Annotated in this window: 11 protein-coding genes; all 11 read left to right on the top strand. The window is 47.4% G+C overall.

Features of this window, described 5'->3' with window-relative positions:
• The first annotated feature begins 47 nt into the window (after positions 1–47).
• The 11 genes from BBI11_RS14325 (at position 48) to BBI11_RS14275 (ending at position 17312) form a co-directional block, all read left to right on the top strand.
• Positions 48–548: a hypothetical protein gene (locus tag BBI11_RS14325; RefSeq protein WP_068464911.1), complete on the top strand. Its 501-nt coding sequence runs from the start codon at positions 48–50 to the stop codon at positions 546–548.
• 67 nt (positions 549–615) lie between these two features.
• Entirely contained in the window at positions 616–1401 is a 786-nt protein-coding gene (locus BBI11_RS14320) for an SDR family oxidoreductase (protein ID WP_068464908.1), read from the top strand.
• A gap of 131 nt (positions 1402–1532) precedes the next feature.
• The gene (gene recQ, locus BBI11_RS14315; RefSeq protein WP_068464905.1) at positions 1533–3308 is read left to right on the top strand and encodes a DNA helicase RecQ; all 1776 of its coding nucleotides are present in this window, start codon (positions 1533–1535) and stop codon (positions 3306–3308) included.
• 456 nt (positions 3309–3764) lie between these two features.
• Complete coding sequence (gene gltB, locus BBI11_RS14310) at positions 3765–8348, top strand: glutamate synthase large subunit (RefSeq protein ID WP_068464901.1); 4584 nt, start codon at positions 3765–3767, stop codon at positions 8346–8348.
• Between the two features lie 51 nt (positions 8349–8399).
• On the top strand, positions 8400–9887 hold the full coding sequence (locus BBI11_RS14305; protein ID WP_068464898.1) for a glutamate synthase subunit beta: 1488 nt from the start codon (positions 8400–8402) through the stop codon (positions 9885–9887).
• 290 nt (positions 9888–10177) lie between these two features.
• Positions 10178–10648 (top strand): hypothetical protein, encoded by a 471-nt coding sequence (locus tag BBI11_RS14300; RefSeq protein ID WP_068464895.1) that lies wholly within the window; start codon positions 10178–10180, stop codon positions 10646–10648.
• 85 nt (positions 10649–10733) lie between these two features.
• The gene (locus BBI11_RS14295; protein WP_068464892.1) at positions 10734–11648 is read left to right on the top strand and encodes an HD-GYP domain-containing protein; all 915 of its coding nucleotides are present in this window, start codon (positions 10734–10736) and stop codon (positions 11646–11648) included.
• 118 nt (positions 11649–11766) lie between these two features.
• Positions 11767–12300 carry a hypothetical protein gene (locus BBI11_RS14290; protein WP_068464888.1) on the top strand — a complete coding sequence of 178 codons (534 nt, stop codon included), beginning with the start codon at positions 11767–11769 and terminating at the stop codon, positions 12298–12300.
• A 154-nt stretch (positions 12301–12454) separates the two neighbouring features.
• Complete coding sequence (locus BBI11_RS14285; RefSeq protein ID WP_156889081.1) at positions 12455–13912, top strand: circularly permuted type 2 ATP-grasp protein; 1458 nt, start codon at positions 12455–12457, stop codon at positions 13910–13912.
• Positions 13913–15784, top strand: a complete 1872-nt coding sequence (locus tag BBI11_RS14280; RefSeq protein ID WP_068464887.1) for an alpha-E domain-containing protein — start codon at positions 13913–13915, stop codon at positions 15782–15784.
• Between the two features lie 82 nt (positions 15785–15866).
• The gene (locus BBI11_RS14275; protein WP_068464882.1) at positions 15867–17312 is read left to right on the top strand and encodes a DEAD/DEAH box helicase; all 1446 of its coding nucleotides are present in this window, start codon (positions 15867–15869) and stop codon (positions 17310–17312) included.
• Positions 17313–17424 lie beyond the last annotated feature (112 nt).

Raw genomic sequence — 17424 nt, 5'->3', positions numbered from 1 at the left:
AAAAAGATACTTAAGGAAATGGCGGTGAGAATTTGAGGAGATACATCATGTACGAAACTTACCGATTAGGCATTCTCATCGACCATTTGAAAACGGAAGACTTGATCAGGCAAATCGATGAATATATCGAAGAGACACCAATTGATCAGATTCCTCATGTTTTTTATGTTCTATCGCTCGCGAGCAACCGCCGCATCATGATCGAATTACTGACGGATTTGGCCAGAGGCGTAGATGAAGAACTGCCGGCCTCGATTGTGGCGGGATTACTTTACAAAGACCGTGAACGTTATACCGTGGAAGAGCTATATAGAAAAATTGGGATGTTGGCGTCTTTACTATCGAACGAAGATGATATTATTGCTTCGAGTTTTCGGGAACTGAAAGCCTCCTATGATGAATTACAAGCGGCATATGGACGCCGTTTTAAACGTAAAAAAGCGAGAGAGCGCATGCTTGCCCGCAGTGAAAAAGTATTGGAAGACACTCTCGCTGAATACGCTGATTTTGCGGAGGAAATGGAACGGAGAGAATGGTGGCTCAATTAAACCTGTTTATTCTGTTTGCTAGGGGGAAGACAAATGATAGCAGCTTACAGAAACAGGAGGAGAAAACATGAACAAAACGATTTTTATTACAGGTGCAGGAAGTGGACTCGGGAAAGGCACGGCACTCGGCCTCGCGGCAAAAGGGCATAAAGTAATCGCACCAGTCGAAACGGCCCCGCAGGTAACATCACTCCGGGAAGCGGCAGCATCCGCTGGAGTTGAACTGACGACGTTTAAGATGGACATTAAAAACCCGCAGGATTTGGCACAGATGCTTGAATATGATTTTGATATCTTCGTGGCGAATGCTGCTGTCAATGAAGGCGGCGCGCTCGGTGAAGTGCCGATGGCGAACTTCCGTGAATTGTTTGAAGTGAATGTCTTCCAGACGCTTGAAACGGCGCAAATCGCAGCGCGTCAATTCGTCGAAAAAGGCCAAGGAAAGATTATTTTCCTATCTTCCATGGCAGGTATCATGTCGACGCCTTATGTCGGTCCGTATACGGCGACGAAGCATGCGATCGAAGCGATTGCGAAAACATTGCGCAAGGAAATGGCGGAGTTCGGCGTGCAAGTGGCGACGATCAATCCGGGCGCATTCGCTACCGGTTTCAACGACCGCAGCGCAGAAGCGAAATGGAAATGGTTTGACGAAAAAATACATTTCACGCGCCCAGAAGACATGAAGGAAATGGAGAAAGGCTTAGAAGACCAATTCGATCCGCAGGACATGATCGATAAGATGGTGGAAATCATTCCACAGGATTCACATAAGTTCCGTACAGCGTACCCTGAAGAAACCGAGCAGCAGATGAAAGACGAAGAAGCGAAGCATTGGGAACTAGAGATTTAATGTGAATAGTCATTTCAGCCACACCGGAAAAAACGATTTTCTGGTGTGGCTTTTCGTATGCGAAAAAAGAAAAACGCGCTCAAATATGGTAAGCTACGTTCATAGTAAAACAGGTTGGGGAGTGTTCAAAGGTGTTGGAACAAGCAAGAAAATTACTGCAGTCGCATTTCGGGTACGACAGCTTCCGGACGGGCCAGGAGCAGGCCATCACTCAAGTTTTCGATGGCCAAAATACGATTTGCGTCATGCCGACAGGCGGCGGGAAATCGATGTGCTACCAGATTCCTGCGCTTGCCATGGAAGGGACGACCATTGTCGTCTCTCCGCTGATCTCCCTGATGAAAGACCAAGTTGACTCTTTGCAGGCAGCTGGAATTCCAGCTGCTTCTATTAATAGTTCACTCGATGTCTATGAAGTCCGCGAAATTCTTCACGAAGTTCAAATGGGCATTATCAAATTATTGTATATCGCGCCAGAACGCCTCGACTCGGAAATGTTCTTGGATGGCCTGCAAGGTGTCAAGGTTCCGCTCATCGCAGTCGATGAAGCGCATTGCATCTCGCAATGGGGGCATGATTTCCGGCCGAGCTACCGCTTGATCAGCCGCATGCTGGATATTTTTCCAGACAATCCGACTGTGCTTGCGTTGACAGCCACAGCGACGCCTCAAGTACGGGAAGACATTTGCCGCATTTTGGCTATCGAAGAGCAACACACCGTCATCACTGGCTTTGAACGGGCGAACTTGAGCTTTTCGGTGATCCAAGGGCAGGACCGTGAGCGCTTTATCCGCGATTATGTCCAGAAAAATGATAACGAAGCTGGCATCATTTATGCTGCGACGCGCAAAACGGTTGATTCGGTCTATGAAGCGCTCATTAAACGCGGTGTCAAGGCAGCGAAATACCATGCCGGCATGCCAGATGATGAACGACGTCTCGGACAAGAACGCTTTTTGAACGATGAAGTGACCGTGATGGTGGCGACCAATGCATTTGGGATGGGCATCGATAAATCCAATATCCGGTACGTGATCCATTACCAGTTGCCGAAGAATATGGAAAGTTATTACCAAGAAGCCGGGCGTGCAGGGCGCGACGGATTGCCGAGTGAGTGTATCGTGCTTTATGCGTCACAAGATGTTCAGACACAGCGCTTTTTAATCGACCAGGCGCAAGATCCATCGCGTATTCCAGGAGAGTTGAAAAAGCTCCAGGGGATGGTCGATTATTGCCATACGGAAAATTGCCTCCAGCAATTCATCGTCCATTACTTCGGCGACGAAAATGCGGCTCCGTGCGGCCATTGCGGAAATTGTGTGGACGAACGGGAAGGTCAGGATGTCACGGAAGATGTCCAAAAAGTGCTGTCATGTGTTATCCGCATGGGCCAGAAATTTGGCAAGACGATGACCGCCCAAGTGTTGACGGGTTCGCGCAACAAAAAAGTGCTCGATTTTCGCTTTGATCAACTGTCGACTTATGGAGTATTGAAGCATATGAATTCGAAGGAAGTGTCAAACCTCATCGAATTTATGATTTCACAGGAACTGTTAGCTGTTGAGCAAGGCAGTTTCCCCACTATTTTCGTTCCGGATGGAGGACGCGATGTCCTGCTTGGAAAACGCCGTGTCATGAGAAAAGGCGCTGTCGTCACGAAGCGCATCGCCACTAACGATCCGTTGTTTGAGGAATTGCGTATAGTCCGCAAGAAATTGGCAGACGAGGCGGGAGTTCCGCCGTTTGTCATCTTCTCGGATAAGAGTTTGCAGGACATGGTGGCACGCAAACCGAAAGACGAAGAGGCTTTTCTTGAAGTCAGCGGAGTCGGTGCGAATAAGTTGGAGAAATACGGAGAATATTTTCTTGAAGCGATTCGAATGTATGAAACGGTGAATAATTCGTAGCGATTTAGTTGCCCAGTCAGATCCATTGGCCTTAAAAATGTGCACATAAAAATGGATAAATCAAGAAAACTTTATTGATATAAGAAAAGAGCATGGGAAACGAGTCGTTTTCCACGCTCTTTTCTTATGGGATGATTTTCCTTAAAAAAGAATTTGAGAAAAAAATCAGCGCGAAAAAATAGGCGAATCTTTTATTGATTTGTCTATTAATTGGGAAAAAATCCACCTTGGACTGGTCCGTAAAAAAAATACTGTATCAATATACACAAATTGCGAATAAAGAAGAATCCTTATAAGCCGTTATTTGAAAGCGTTTTCACTTAAATCCCTTGCGTTTTCAATGAATCTTCATGCACTTGCTAAATTTTTCACAAAATGCAATTGTATATATATTCAGTTATATGATATACTATCATAATATTATGACAAATTAGCGCGTAAAAGGAGGCGGTTCAATTGAGTAAGAAAGAGTATCCGATCGCACAAGGACTGTATCACCCTGACCAGGAACATGAAGCTTGCGGTATTGGGATGATCGCTAATATAGATGGCAGAAAATCGCATAGTATTGTACAGAACGCGGTGAACATTCTCTGTAACTTAGAGCACCGCGGCGGCCAATCATCTGATACGAGCACGGGAGACGGCGCTGGTATCTTGACGCAAATTCCGCACCGTTTTTTCCTGAAGCAATGTGAAAAAGAAGGCATCGCCCTTCCGGATGAAGGAAAATACGGAATCGGCATGATTTTCATGCCTCAAGATTACGATATTCGCATGAAAGCGAAAGAAATCATTCAGCGCATCGTCGAAGAAGAAGGCCAAGAATCACTCGGCTGGCGCCCGGTGCCTGTAAATGATTCTTTTGTCGGCAATGTCGCGGCGAAAACCAAGCCGGTCATTCGCCAAATCTTCATCGGCGCATCAGCAGAACTTGAGACGCGCATGGATCTAGAGCGCCGCTTGTACATTATCCGTAAACGAATTGAGCAGGAAATGGGCGGTTTGGAAGAATTTAAAGACGTCTACTTCAGCAGCTTGTCAGCCGGAACAATTGTCTATAAAGGCATGCTTATCCCGGAACAACTAGATTCGTTTTATATTGACCTCAACCATCCCGAATTCAAATCGGCTTTGGCACTCGTCCACTCACGGTTCAGTACAAATACCTTCCCGAGCTGGCAGCGTTCCCACCCGAACCGCTACTCCATCCATAACGGCGAATTCAACACACTTCGCGGCAACGTCAATTGGATGAGAGCCCGCCAGCTCGCTTGCAACTCTCCTTATTTCAATGACCAGGACCTTCAAAAAGTCTTGCCAGTCATCGATGAGACAGGCAGCGATTCGTCGATGTTCGACAATTGCTTTGAGTTCCTTCACCTATCCGGCCGTTCGCTTGCGCATACGGCGATGATGATGGTGCCGGAGCCATGGGTCAACGATACATCAATCGATAAGAAAAAACGTGATTTCTACGAATACCACAGCACGCTTATGGAGCCGTGGGACGGCCCGGCGGCGCTCGTCTTTACAGATGGCCGTCAGATTGCCGCTTGCCTTGACCGCAACGGCTTGCGCCCAGCGCGCTACTACATCACGAAAAGCGGCATGATCGTTCTCGGCTCAGAAGTCGGAGCGCTCGATATCTTTTCGGATGACATCATCTACAAAGATCGCCTGCGCCCAGGGAAGATGCTTTTGGTCGACCTTGAAGCCGGCAAGATCATTCCGGATGATGAAATCAAAACACAGATTGCATCCGAGCTTCCGTACAAAGACTGGGTCGAAAACAATTTATTCGATTTAGAGGATTTACCGGAACCGAAAGATGTGGTGCATCCAAACAGTGAAGGCTTATTAAAGCAGCAGCTGGCATTTGGCTATACACAAGAAGAAGTTCAGAAAATTATCAAACCGCTGGCATCCGATGGAAAAGACCCGGTTGGTTCTATGGGCTACGATTCACCGCTTGCGGTATTGTCGAAAAAACCACAGCTTTTGTATAACTACTTCAAGCAATTATTCGCACAAGTTACCAATCCGCCGATTGATGCCATTCGTGAGCAAATCATCACAGCGGCACGCACAACGATTGGGGCAGAAGGCAATCTAGTGGACCCGAAACCGGAAAGTGCACGCCATATTCGCTTGGAAACGCCAGTTTTATTGAACGCAGAGCTCGAAAAGCTGCGCCAGCAGAACTTGCCAGAATTCAAGGCTGTCACTTTGCCGATTTTATTTGACGCAGACGGAGGCGCCGAGGCAATGGAAGCGCGCTTAGAAGCTGTATTTGCAGAAGCGGACGAAGCTATCGAAAAAGGCGCGACGCTGGTCATCTTGTCCGATCGTGGCGTCGACAGCACACATGCGGCAATTCCTGCACTGCTCGCGGTATCAGGATTGCATCACCATTTGATCCGTCAAGGCACCCGCACGCGTATGAGCATTCTGTTAGAATCCGCAGAGCCGCGCGAAGTGCATCATTTTGCCATGTTGATTGGGTACGGAGCAGAGGGGATTAACCCTTACCTAGCATTCGAATCGATTGAAGACTTGGTGGCGAAAGACGATATCCATGGCATGGACGCGGTGCAAGCCGAAGCGAGTTATGTTCAAGCTGTAACAGATGGAATTATCAAGATCTTGTCTAAAATGGGCATTTCAACGATTCAAAGTTACCGCGGTGCACAAATTTTCGAAGCAATCGGCATTCATATGGATGTCATCGACAAATACTTTACACGGACATCTTCACGTCTTGGCGGTATTGGACTCGATATCATTGCCAAGGAAGTCTTGCTTCGCCACGCGTCTGCTTATCCGGAACGCGAGGGAGCGAACCCGGCACTTGAGTCAGGCGATGAGTATCAATATCGTGAAAACGGCGAAGACCATCAGTACAACCCGATGACCATCCACACGCTTCAACAGGCGTGCCGAACGAATAATTTCGATACCTTCCGCAAGTACTCAAAGCTATTAACGGATGAAAAAGCCAATCTCCAGTCCTTGCGCGGCTTGCTGAAGTTCAAAGAGCGCACGCCGATTCCGATTGAAGAAGTCGAAACGGTCGAAGAAATTTGCGCACGCTTTAAAACCGGTGCGATGTCCTACGGGTCGATCAGTAAAGAAGCCCATGAAGCATTGGCGATCGCGATGAATAAAATCGGCGGCCGCAGCAACTCCGGAGAAGGCGGAGAGGAAGTTTCGCGCTTTATCCCGGACGATAACGGCGACAGCCGCAGAAGCGCCATTAAGCAAGTCGCATCCGGCCGCTTCGGCGTCACGAGCCATTATTTGGTCAATGCCGACGAAATCCAGATCAAGGTCGCACAAGGGGCAAAACCTGGTGAGGGCGGTCATTTGCCAGGCAAGAAAGTATACCCATGGATTGCGGAAGTACGCGGTTCGACGACTGGCGTTGAATTGATTTCACCGCCTCCTCATCACGATATCTATTCGATTGAAGATTTAGCAGAGCTGATTTTCAACTTGAAAAACGCCAATCCGCATGCGCGCATCAGCGTAAAATTGGTGTCGGCAGTTGGTGTCGGCACGATCGCAGCAGGAGTTGCGAAAGGCCGTGCAGATCTCGTCTTGATCAGCGGCTATGATGGCGGCACAGGTGCTGCACCGAAAACGAGCTTGAAGCATACGGGCTTGCCGTGGGAAATTGGCCTTGCTGAAACGCATCAGACATTGCTATTGAACGGCCTGCGCGACCGCATCGTCGTCGAAACAGACGGCAAAATGATGACTGGGCGCGATGTCGTCACGGCAGCGCTACTCGGAGCAGAAGAATACGGCTTCTCGACAGCACCGCTCGTCGTCCTTGGATGCGTCATGATGCGCGTCTGTCATTTGGATACATGCCCAGTTGGGATTGCGACACAAAACCCGGAACTGCGCAAAAAATATACAGGCGAAGCAGACCATGTTGCGAACTTCATGCGCTTTATCGCCATGGAAGCACGCGAATTGATGGCGGAGCTCGGATTCCGCACCATCAATGAAATGATCGGACGCACCGATGTACTGGAAACAAATAAAGCCATCAAGCATTGGAAAGCGGAAGGTTTGGATTTGACGCAGCTTCTTTATCAGCCGGACCTTCCGGATAAAGTCGGCCGCTATGCAATGATCAAGCAAGATCATGGCTTGAAGCATACGCTAGACGTGCAGGAGCTCTTGCCTCGCTGCCGCAATGCGATTGAAACGGGAGAGCCTGTTGAAGTATCAACAGCGATCCGCAATATCCACCGTGCGACCGGAACGATTATCGGCAGTGCCATTTCCCGTAAATACGGGGCGGAAGGCTTGCCGGAAGACACGATTACGTTCAATTTCCAAGGTTCTGCTGGTCAAAGCTTTGGTGCATTCATCCCGAAAGGCATGACTTTGAAACTGATCGGCGATTCCAACGACTTTGTCGGAAAAGGACTGTCGGGCGGCAAGATCATTGTGAAGCCGGCGGTGGATTCGACATTCCTTCCTGAGAAGAACATTATCATCGGTAACGTATCATTTTACGGCGCTTCAGCAGGGGAAGCTTATATCCACGGTATGGCAGGTGAGCGTTTCGCGGTCCGAAATTCAGGCGCGAAAATCGTCGTCGAAGGTGTCGGCGACCACGGTTGTGAATACATGACTGGCGGCCGCGTTGTCATTCTTGGAGATACCGGCAAAAACTTTGCAGCGGGCATGTCCGGCGGTGTCGCCTATGTTCTAGATGAAGAAGAGACATTCAGTGAACGCTGCAACCCTGAAATGGTGCATATGCAGCCGCTCGCAGACCCGGTTGAAATAGCGGAATTGAAAGAAATGATCGAAAATCATGTTCACTATACAGGAAGCTTGAATGGCAAACGTGTATTGACGCATTGGGAGATTTTGTCTGCTAAATTCGTCCGCGTCATTCCAAAAGCTTATTTGAAGATCAATGAGCGCATCAGCAAGCTACAAGACAGCGGCATGGCGAAATTCGATGCTGAAATGGCTGCATTTGAAGAAAGCAAAATGGCGAATGCCGGCAAGTAATAGCGTGAAGAGCGAGAAAAGCTTGGCAAATACGCGAACTGGAGGGAAACGATGGGGAAGATAACCGGATTTATGGAATATGACCGTCAGACTGTAAAAGAACGTGACCCGGCACAGCGAACGCATGACTGGAAAGATTATACGATTCCGCTATCTGAGCAAGAAGTACAAAAACAAGGGGCCCGCTGCATGGATTGCGGCGTCCCTACTTGCCAGACTGGTATGGATCTCGACAATGGTACGACTGGATGCCCGGTTAATCACTTGATTCCTGAATGGAATGATCTCGTTTACCGCGGCCAATGGAAAGAGGCGCTTCACCGCGAGCATTTAAAGAATAATTTCCCGGAATTCACCGGTGTCGCTTGTCCAGCGCCGTGTGAAGGGGCATGCGTGCTCGGGATCAACGAACCTTCTGTTGCGATCCGTACGGTTGAGAGGTCCATCATCGAACGCGGATTTGCGGAAGGCTGGGTCGTTCCAGAGCCGCCAAAACAGCGTACCGGTAAAAAAATAGCTGTGGTGGGTTCAGGTCCAGCAGGTCTTGCAGCAGCGGCGCAATTGAATAAAGCAGGCCATACCGTGACGGTCTTCGAAAAAAGCGATCGGATTGGCGGATTGTTGACTTATGGCATTCCGGAGATGAAACTGCCGTACGATATGGTTATGCGCCGCGTCAAAATCCTTGAACAGGAAGGCATCACGTTCGTGACGAATGTCGAAGTCGGCAAAAACTATCCTGCAACGGAATTGCGCGATAATTTCGATTCGGTTATTATGGCGACCGGCGCGACGGTCCACCGTAATATCGATGTCGAAGGGCGTGACTTAGAAGGCGTTCATTTCGCCATGGATTTCCTGCACGCCAGCACGAAGAGTTTGCTCGATTCCGATTTGGAAGATGGCAATTATATTTCAGCCAAAGGCAAAGACGTTATCGTTATTGGCGGCGGTGATACAGGAACCGACTGTCTCGCAACCTCTGTCCGCCATGGCTGCAAGAGCCTCGTGCAATTCGATGTCTATGACCAAAAAGGCGCAATCCGCGACGAAAAGGGCAATCCATGGCCGCAATATCCAAAAGTGCACCGTGTAGAATATGGCCATAAAGAAGCGGCCGCAACGTTCGGTGACGATCCGCGTGCTTATGCGGTCATGACGAAGAAATTCGTCGGTGACGAAAACGGGCATGTGAAAGAAGTCCATACCGTCAACGTCAAACTGAAAATCGATGAGCAAGGAAACCGCATCCGTGAAGAAATCCCAGGAACGGAAAAAGTATGGAAAGCAGATCTGATCTTAATCGCTATCGGCTTCAGCGGACCAGAACAAATGCTAATCGATCAGTTGAATGTGGAAACGCACGCCAATTCACGCGTCAAAGCGGAATACGGCGATTACCGCACAAACGTCGAAGGCATCTTCGCAGCTGGCGATATGCGCAGAGGCCAGAGCTTGATCGTTTGGGCGATCAATGAAGGCCGTGAAGCGGCGAGGGAGTGCGATCGTTATTTGATGGGCGCGACCGTTTTACCTTAATATGTTGATTCAGAAAAACTGTCCAAAAGCATTTGGGCAGTTTTTCTGCGTTCACGAAGTATGATTTATGCGCGAAGGTTTCCGGCAAAAAGCGAAAGAGTGAGACAGCCTTTTTCTAAACGTTTTTTCTGAATAGGGAAATAATTTATTAATGTAAATTATTTCAGGAGAGATTGTGCGTAAGTCCTAGTTTGTATATACTAAGGATGCTGAGGTTATCATTGGTCGAAGATGTCATATCGACTAGGTTTCTGATGTATTTTTTATAAAAAATTTTAGGAGGAGTTCAAATGTTCAAGAAAAGCATGACAATGTTCATCTTAATGTTCGTGATGATCTTATCGATGGCGACGGGCGGTTTTGCAGAAGATTTAACAGTAGTAGAAGAAATGCCATACTACGAAGTTGAAACTGGCATGAGCGAGGAAATTCAAGTAGCGATCGCAGACGTCAACCGAGTAAACGCTCAAATCGAAGCGGAAATCACAGCTGCACAAGCGGCGGCTGCAACGCTTTACGCAAACTACCAAAGCAATTTGGCAGCTGAGGAAAATGCTGCTGCGAAAGCACAATTGACAGCACAGTATGAAACTGAAATTACAAGCTTGATTTCACAGCTGCAGTTAACAGCGCAGCAAATCACACTAGCGGGCATTGAACGCTCTAATGCAGCAGGTATCCAATCCGAAATCGCTTTCGTCGACACGTTGTTTGGCGATAGAAACGCAAAAATCGATCCAATTATTGTTGTAGGCTGGTAATCGTATTGTAGATATTTGCGATAAATAGTAGAATGGGGGTAGAGATAATCTACTCTCATTTTTTTATGGGGAAGGAAGTGAACACGTGAAGGGCTTGGACATTTTAAAAGGAAAACATCTGGAAACAATAGAAAATGGATCAACAACACTTTCCCTATTAGCGACAGGGAGCGGTTTGGAATTGATGAAGCAATCAATCCAAAAAGACAAAACTTTTATCCTGATTCCGAGTGAAGCTGCGGAAGCGCAAGAGTTTTACTACATCGTCGATGGAGCCATACAAACGGATATCGATGAGCGTCCCATTCGGCTGGAAGCGGATGATTTCTTTTCGTGCAAAGATCTCGAAAGCCCAGTTTCCTTCACCGTAGTTGAAACAGTTACTTTATTATCGGTCTCTACTATGCCGATTTTTCACTATGTTAGTGAAATGATCGGAGAACTGCGGAAGATCGGCAAAAAAGTAGAAGAGAAAGACCGCTACACTTATAACCATAGTTCGAGAGTAGCCAATTATGCGGTAAAGACGGCGGCTAAGATGAAACTTTCAAGAGAACGAATGGAATCGTTATTCCTGGCCTCCATGCTCCACGATATCGGCAAAATCAATGTACCTGAAGAAGTTCTCAAAAAGCCGTCGAAGTTGACGGACGAAGAGTTTGCGCTCATTAAGAAACACCCAGGAGATGGCGCTGATATGATTCGCGACACCCCCTATAAAGATATCGCCGACATTGTTGAGCAGCATCATGAGCGAGTGAACGGGCGAGGATATCCGTTTGGCTTAAAAGGGGACGAGATTCTCGACGAGGCAAAAATCATCGGAGTGTGTGACACTTTTGATGCGATGACGGAAGATCGCGCCTATCGTTCTGCATTTACGGCCGAGTATGCGATGGATGAGCTCGAGCGGTTGATCGGTATTCAATACGAGGAAGAAGTTGTGAAAGCATTCAAGCAAATGTTGATTGAAGAAGGCAAATTAATAGAGATGGTATAAAGGGCGCTCTTTAATAAGGGTGGCCTTTTTTATTGGAGATAAAGAGATGTTTAAAAGTGGGCCATTCCGTCTATACTTACTACACTAAGTTCTATCAAATGAAGGAGGAGATTATTACATGGCAAGAAAATCAGGTGGATTTTTCAGCAAGCTCGTATTACTTGGCGTAGGAGCGGCGATCGGGGCGGCAATGACACAGAAAAAGTCGGAAACTGGCAGTACCCAGAACACACGCAGTTCTTCGACGAGCACAGCCGATATCAAAGAAAACATCAAGAAAAACTTAGACCGCTTTAATGAACAATCGGGCGGAATGGTCGATAAAGTCAAGCCGCACATCAATAAAGCGGTAGATACGGTCAAGACGACCATTGAAAAACAGCAGCAAATGATGGATAAGGAAAAAGATGCACTCGATCAAGCGAATCAAACTGTTCAAGAGGAAGTCGGTGACACAAAAGGCTCTAGTCCGCAAACAGGCCAATCAGCTTCTTCAGACAGCAAAACTACTTCTTCAGCGAGTCATTCTTCTCTGGATTCTGACAGACCAAGCGGCGGCGCGTTCGGCGGCAGCACAAACTATACCGAATCATTAAAAAAGCATCCGGAAAAAGAGGCAAGTTCTGACAAAAATTCAAATGATAAAACATGAAAAAATAACTTCGGTTATAATAGAACAAAGAACAGCTATGCCGAGCATGGGCATGGGCATGGCTTTTTCTTTCCCTCCAGTAGACAGAAAATTCATATCTTTTAAAAAACACCGGAATTTACTGGCGGTATTCTAACAGAGGGGGTTCGGCCACGTGTTTAAAGACTATCAAACCAGTCCGTTTTTTGATGAAATGTTCACGCCTGATGGAAAACCGAAAGCCCATTACGAAATGTTCCATGAAGTGATCAAGCGATTTTCGAATGACGAACTAAAGGAAAAGCATGAGACGGCACAATTGTCGTTTCTTCGGCAAGGAATCACGTTCACGGTCTATCATAACAATGTCGGTACCGAGCGGACGATGCCATTCGACTTTGTCCCCATCATCATTCCTCCAGAAGAATGGGAAGTCGTCGAAAAAGGAATGACGCAGCGAGCGGAAGCGTTAAACCGCTTTTTAGATGATGTCTATCACGAGCAAAAAATTATTGAAGCAGGCATTGTGCCAAAGCATTTGGTTGAGGACAATCCCTACTATTACAAAAAGCAGATGCAAGACGTTACGATTCCGCTTAACAATCATATCTTTCTAGCAGGAATCGATTTGATTCGTGATGAGAATGGAAAGTACCACGTCCTCGAAGACAATTTGCGCAATCCGTCTGGTTTATCGTATGTATATCAGAACCGCTACGTCATGAGGCAAGTGTACCCAGAGTTTTTCGTCAACCATTCGGTGAGGACACTGGAGCATCAGATGAGCTTTTTGCACGATGCCATTTTGGATCATGCCCCGACAGGAAGAAAGGAAAAACCGTTTGCCGTGCTGTTAACGCCGGGCATGTATAACTCAGCTTATTACGACCACGTTTTCCTGGCCCAGCAAATGGGCATGGATCTTGTGGAAGGACGCGACCTTGTCGTCCGGAATAACATTGTTTATATGAAATCGATTCGTGGATTAAAGCGTGTCGACATTATCTACCGCCGCATTGATGACGATTTTTTGGATCCGGAAGCATTCCGTGAAGATTCCGCACTTGGAGTACGGGGCGTCATGGAAGCCTATCAAAAGGGCAATGTCGCCATTTTGAACGCTGTCGGCAATGGCGTGGCGGATGATAAGGCAATTTATGCATATGTTCCGGACATGATCCGCTACTATTTGAAGGAAGAACCGATCATCGATAATGTCAAAACGTATTTGCTTGATAAACCTGAAGATCGGGAATGGGTACTCGAACATCTTGAAGAGCTCGTCGTCAAAAACGTAGGAGCCTCCGGAGGTTATGATATGCTTGTCGGTCCGCATGCCTCGAAGGAACTGATCGAAAAATTCAGGGAGAAAATTATCGAAACACCTCATCAATACATTGCACAACCGACGATCAAGCTGTCGCGTGCGCCCGCTTATCAAGGAGACAAATTCTATCCGTGCCATGTAGACCTTAGGGTATTCGTCATGAGAGGCGAAACGACACATGTGCTGCCTGGCGGGCTGTCTCGTGTCGCGCTGAAAGAAGGCTCGCTTGTCGTGAACTCGTCGCAAGGCGGCGGCGGAAAAGACACATGGGTGTTCAAAAAGAAAGAAGAAGGGGAGGATGCGTAAATGTTAAGCCGTGTTGCAAATTCACTGTATTGGATGTCACGGAATGTGGAGCGAGCGGAGAACAATGCGCGCATCCTCGATGTGCAATTGCTGCAGATGATCGAAGCAGCCGATGAAGAACTCGTGCGAGACTCAGATTGGCGATTGATTTTTGAGATCTGCGATTCAACGGAGACGATGCGCCGCATCAAAGCCAACCCGAGCTATGAAGAATCGGAATTGGTTCAGTATTTGGCGATGGCGCAAGAGAATTCCAATTCTGTCGCAAGTTGTGCGATGGTCGTCCGTGAAAATGCCCGCATTAGCCGAGACCACATCCCTGATGATTATTGGGAAACATGGAACCGCTCGTACTTAGCTCTCACCGACATGGATTTAAAAAACAGTTCGGTCCGTGATATGAGATCATTTTTGGAAAATATCAAAACGACTACGCTAATTTCGCAGGGGATTGTTGAGTCTTCGATGTCTCGCGGCGTGGCGTATCAAATGATCAAAATTGCCAAATGGCTCGAACGGGCGGAAAAGACTGCGCGTATTTTGAATGTCGTCTGTGAACGTACGCGCGAGCGTATAAGGAAAGAGAAAACAGATGATTATTATTTTTGGCTGGCTGCACTTAGAATGACTAACGGCTATAATGCCTACCTGAAAAGCAACCCGCCACGCATGGAACCGAAGAACGTATTGGCTTTCTTGATTTCGGATAAAAACTTTCCGAGATCGATTCGTTACTGCCTCGATCATGTCCGCGATGCCGTCGAAGAACTAGAAGGCGGAAAAGTGTCCCATTATTCATGGGAGTTATATGCCAAACTCGATGAAGTCCGGACCTCGTTTAGTGAAACCGATATCGGATCTCTTGATTCGGATGAGTTGATGCAGTTTTTGAACCGTTTCCAGGATGGCTGCAATGAAATCAGCCGAATTTTCTCCAGCACTTATTATTTAACCGATCCGGAAGCGGAAACGGCGATGGCCTTCCAATCCCAAGGGATGGATATGAAAGGAATAACTTCAATGAAATACAAAATCGAGCACACCAATATTTTTGATTACGAAACCATTGTTGACCAAAGTATGAACACGATCCGCCTGAAGCCAAGAACCGATGAATGTCAGCGCCTGCTATCGTATCGAGCGGATATTACACCGGCTACTTTGACGAAAGAGCACGTGGATATTTTCGGCAATAACGTCGAGACCTTTTTTATCGCCGAACACCATCAGCATCTGGAAGTGAAATCAACGTCTATTGTCAGTATTCAAAAGAGCCCGTTCATTCATCGTATCGACTATTCACCAGAGATGAACATCATCTTCCATTCCCAATTATTCGCCGAACATTATATGGCGTTTTTAAGCAATACCGCTTATACGTATATCACGCCTGAACAAATGGAATTGGTTGACCGAGAACTTGGGACCATGAACAACCCTGTTCAATACGCAATCGATGTCACCGAATATGTATTCGAACATTTCACTTACGACGGGGAATCGACGACCGTCACGACCAAAGCAAGCGAATCGTTCGATTTGAAAAAAGGCGTATGCCAGGATATTACACACGTCATGCTCGGGATTTTACGCAATAAGAATATCCCGGCACGTTACGTTAGTGGCTATCTGTACGTTGGCGAAGATTCCGCGCTTGTCGGCGATGCAGCAAGTCATGCGTGGGTAGAGTTCATGGTGCCTGGCATCGGCTGGGTCGGGCTCGATCCAACCAATAATGTCGAAGCGCTGGAAAACCATATCCGCGTTGGCGTTGGCCGCGATTACAACGACGTCAGCCCGTTGCAAGGCGTCTATAGAGGTGGCAGCCAGTCGCTCGATGTGAAAGTGTCGGTTAGTTTGCTCGACCAATAATGCCAATAATCGCTCAACTGCAAAACTTCCCGATCCGTGCCATAATGAAAGGATAAGACAGATGAACGGAGAAGGAGAACTTATGAACACGAAACAATTCAAAGATTACGGTATCAGCGAACCGATTGTAAAAGCGCTGGCAGGATTGGGCTATCAAGAACCAACTGAAGTCCAACAGCAAGTCATCCCGGCGGCTCTTGGAAAACAAGATTTGACTGTCAAATCGCAAACGGGCAGCGGCAAGACCGCGGCATTCGGCATTCCACTGTGCGAACTGGTCGATTGGGATGAAAACAAGCCGCAGGTACTGGTCCTGACTCCAACGCGCGAACTTGCCGATCAAGTGAAAGAAGATATCACCCATATCGGCCGCTTCAAGCGCATCAAAGCTGCCGCTATTTATGGCAAGCATCCATTTGCGTATCAAAAGGAAGAATTGAAGCAAAAATGCCATATTGTCGTTGGTACGCCGGGACGCGTACTCGACCATATCGAAAAAGGCACGTTGAAGCTCGACAAAATTGAGTACCTGGTGCTCGATGAAGCTGATGAAATGCTCAATATGGGTTTTATCGAACAAGTGGAATCGATCATTAAGCAGCTTCCGAAACAACGAACGACCATGCTGTTCTCAGCGACATTTCCAGGCCATCTGGAGAAACTGCAGCGTGATTTCATGCGTTCTCCCCGCTATATCGGGATTCAGGCCGCTGATACTTTGGAAGAACGCATAGAACATTCACTTGTAATTGTCAAGGAACAGGATAAATTTCAGTTGCTGCGCGACGTCACCGTTGTGGAAAATCCAGATAGCTGCATCGTTTTCTGCCGTACGAAAGACCAGGTGGATGCTGTATCGGAAGGGCTTGAGCGCTTGTTCTATACGAGCGACCAATTACACGGCGGCATGACCCAGGAAGACCGTTTCGGCGTCATGGATGATTTTCGCCGCGGTGAGTTCCGTTATTTGGTGGCGACAGACGTTGCAGCGCGCGGCATCGATATCGATGGCATCACCCATGTCATCAATTATGATTTCCCGCTCGAGAAGGAAAGCTACGTCCACCGCGCGGGGCGTACAGGACGCGCTGGCAAGAGCGGCAAGGCGATTTCATTCGTCACGCCATTCGAAGACAAATTCTTGAAGGAAACAGAAGACTATTTAGGATTTGAGATTACGCGCGTAGAACGGCCGTCGAGAGAGCAGGTTGCCTTAGCGAAACCAGCATTCGAAGATAAAATCGAGAGCCGCCAGAAACCGAAAAAACATAAAGCGGCGGCACTGAACCAAGACATCATGAAGCTGTATTTCAATGGGGGCAAAAAGAAAAAGCTCCGCGCCGTCGATTTTGTCGGGACACTGACCAGCATACCGGGCATCACGGCGGAAGATATCGGCATCATCAAAATCCAAGACACGGTTACGTATATCGATATTTTGAATGGCAAAGGGCTGCATGTTTTGAAGGCAATGAAAGAAAAAACCGTCAAAGGCAAAACCTTAAAAGTGCATAAAGCGAAAAAATAAGAAGAGACCCAATCCTGAGACTTACCACTCGGGATTGGGTCTTTTTTCTATGACTACACATGTCTTTTTTAGAGATAAGTTCTTTTGTCACGAAATAAATCGAAACTGTAAT

The organism is Planococcus maritimus, from assembly GCF_001687625.2.
GTDB lineage: Bacteria > Bacillota > Bacilli > Bacillales_A > Planococcaceae > Planococcus > Planococcus maritimus.
Note: the sequence above shows the minus strand (reverse complement) of the source record. Positions and strands in the feature narration are given on the sequence as shown.

Excerpts from the sequence above, each read along its gene's own strand:
- BBI11_RS14280 (WP_068464887.1), top strand. The coding sequence starts at position 13,913 with ATGTTAAGCCGTGTTGCAAATTCACTGTATTGGATGTCACGGAATGTG.
- BBI11_RS14275 (WP_068464882.1), top strand. The coding sequence starts at position 15,867 with ATGAACACGAAACAATTCAAAGATTACGGTATCAGCGAACCGATTGTA.
- BBI11_RS14320 (WP_068464908.1), top strand. The coding sequence starts at position 616 with ATGAACAAAACGATTTTTATTACAGGTGCAGGAAGTGGACTCGGGAAA.
- BBI11_RS14290 (WP_068464888.1), top strand. The coding sequence starts at position 11,767 with ATGGCAAGAAAATCAGGTGGATTTTTCAGCAAGCTCGTATTACTTGGC.
- BBI11_RS14325 (WP_068464911.1), top strand. The coding sequence starts at position 48 with ATGTACGAAACTTACCGATTAGGCATTCTCATCGACCATTTGAAAACG.
- BBI11_RS14305 (WP_068464898.1), top strand. The coding sequence starts at position 8,400 with ATGGGGAAGATAACCGGATTTATGGAATATGACCGTCAGACTGTAAAA.
- BBI11_RS14300 (WP_068464895.1), top strand. The coding sequence starts at position 10,178 with ATGTTCAAGAAAAGCATGACAATGTTCATCTTAATGTTCGTGATGATC.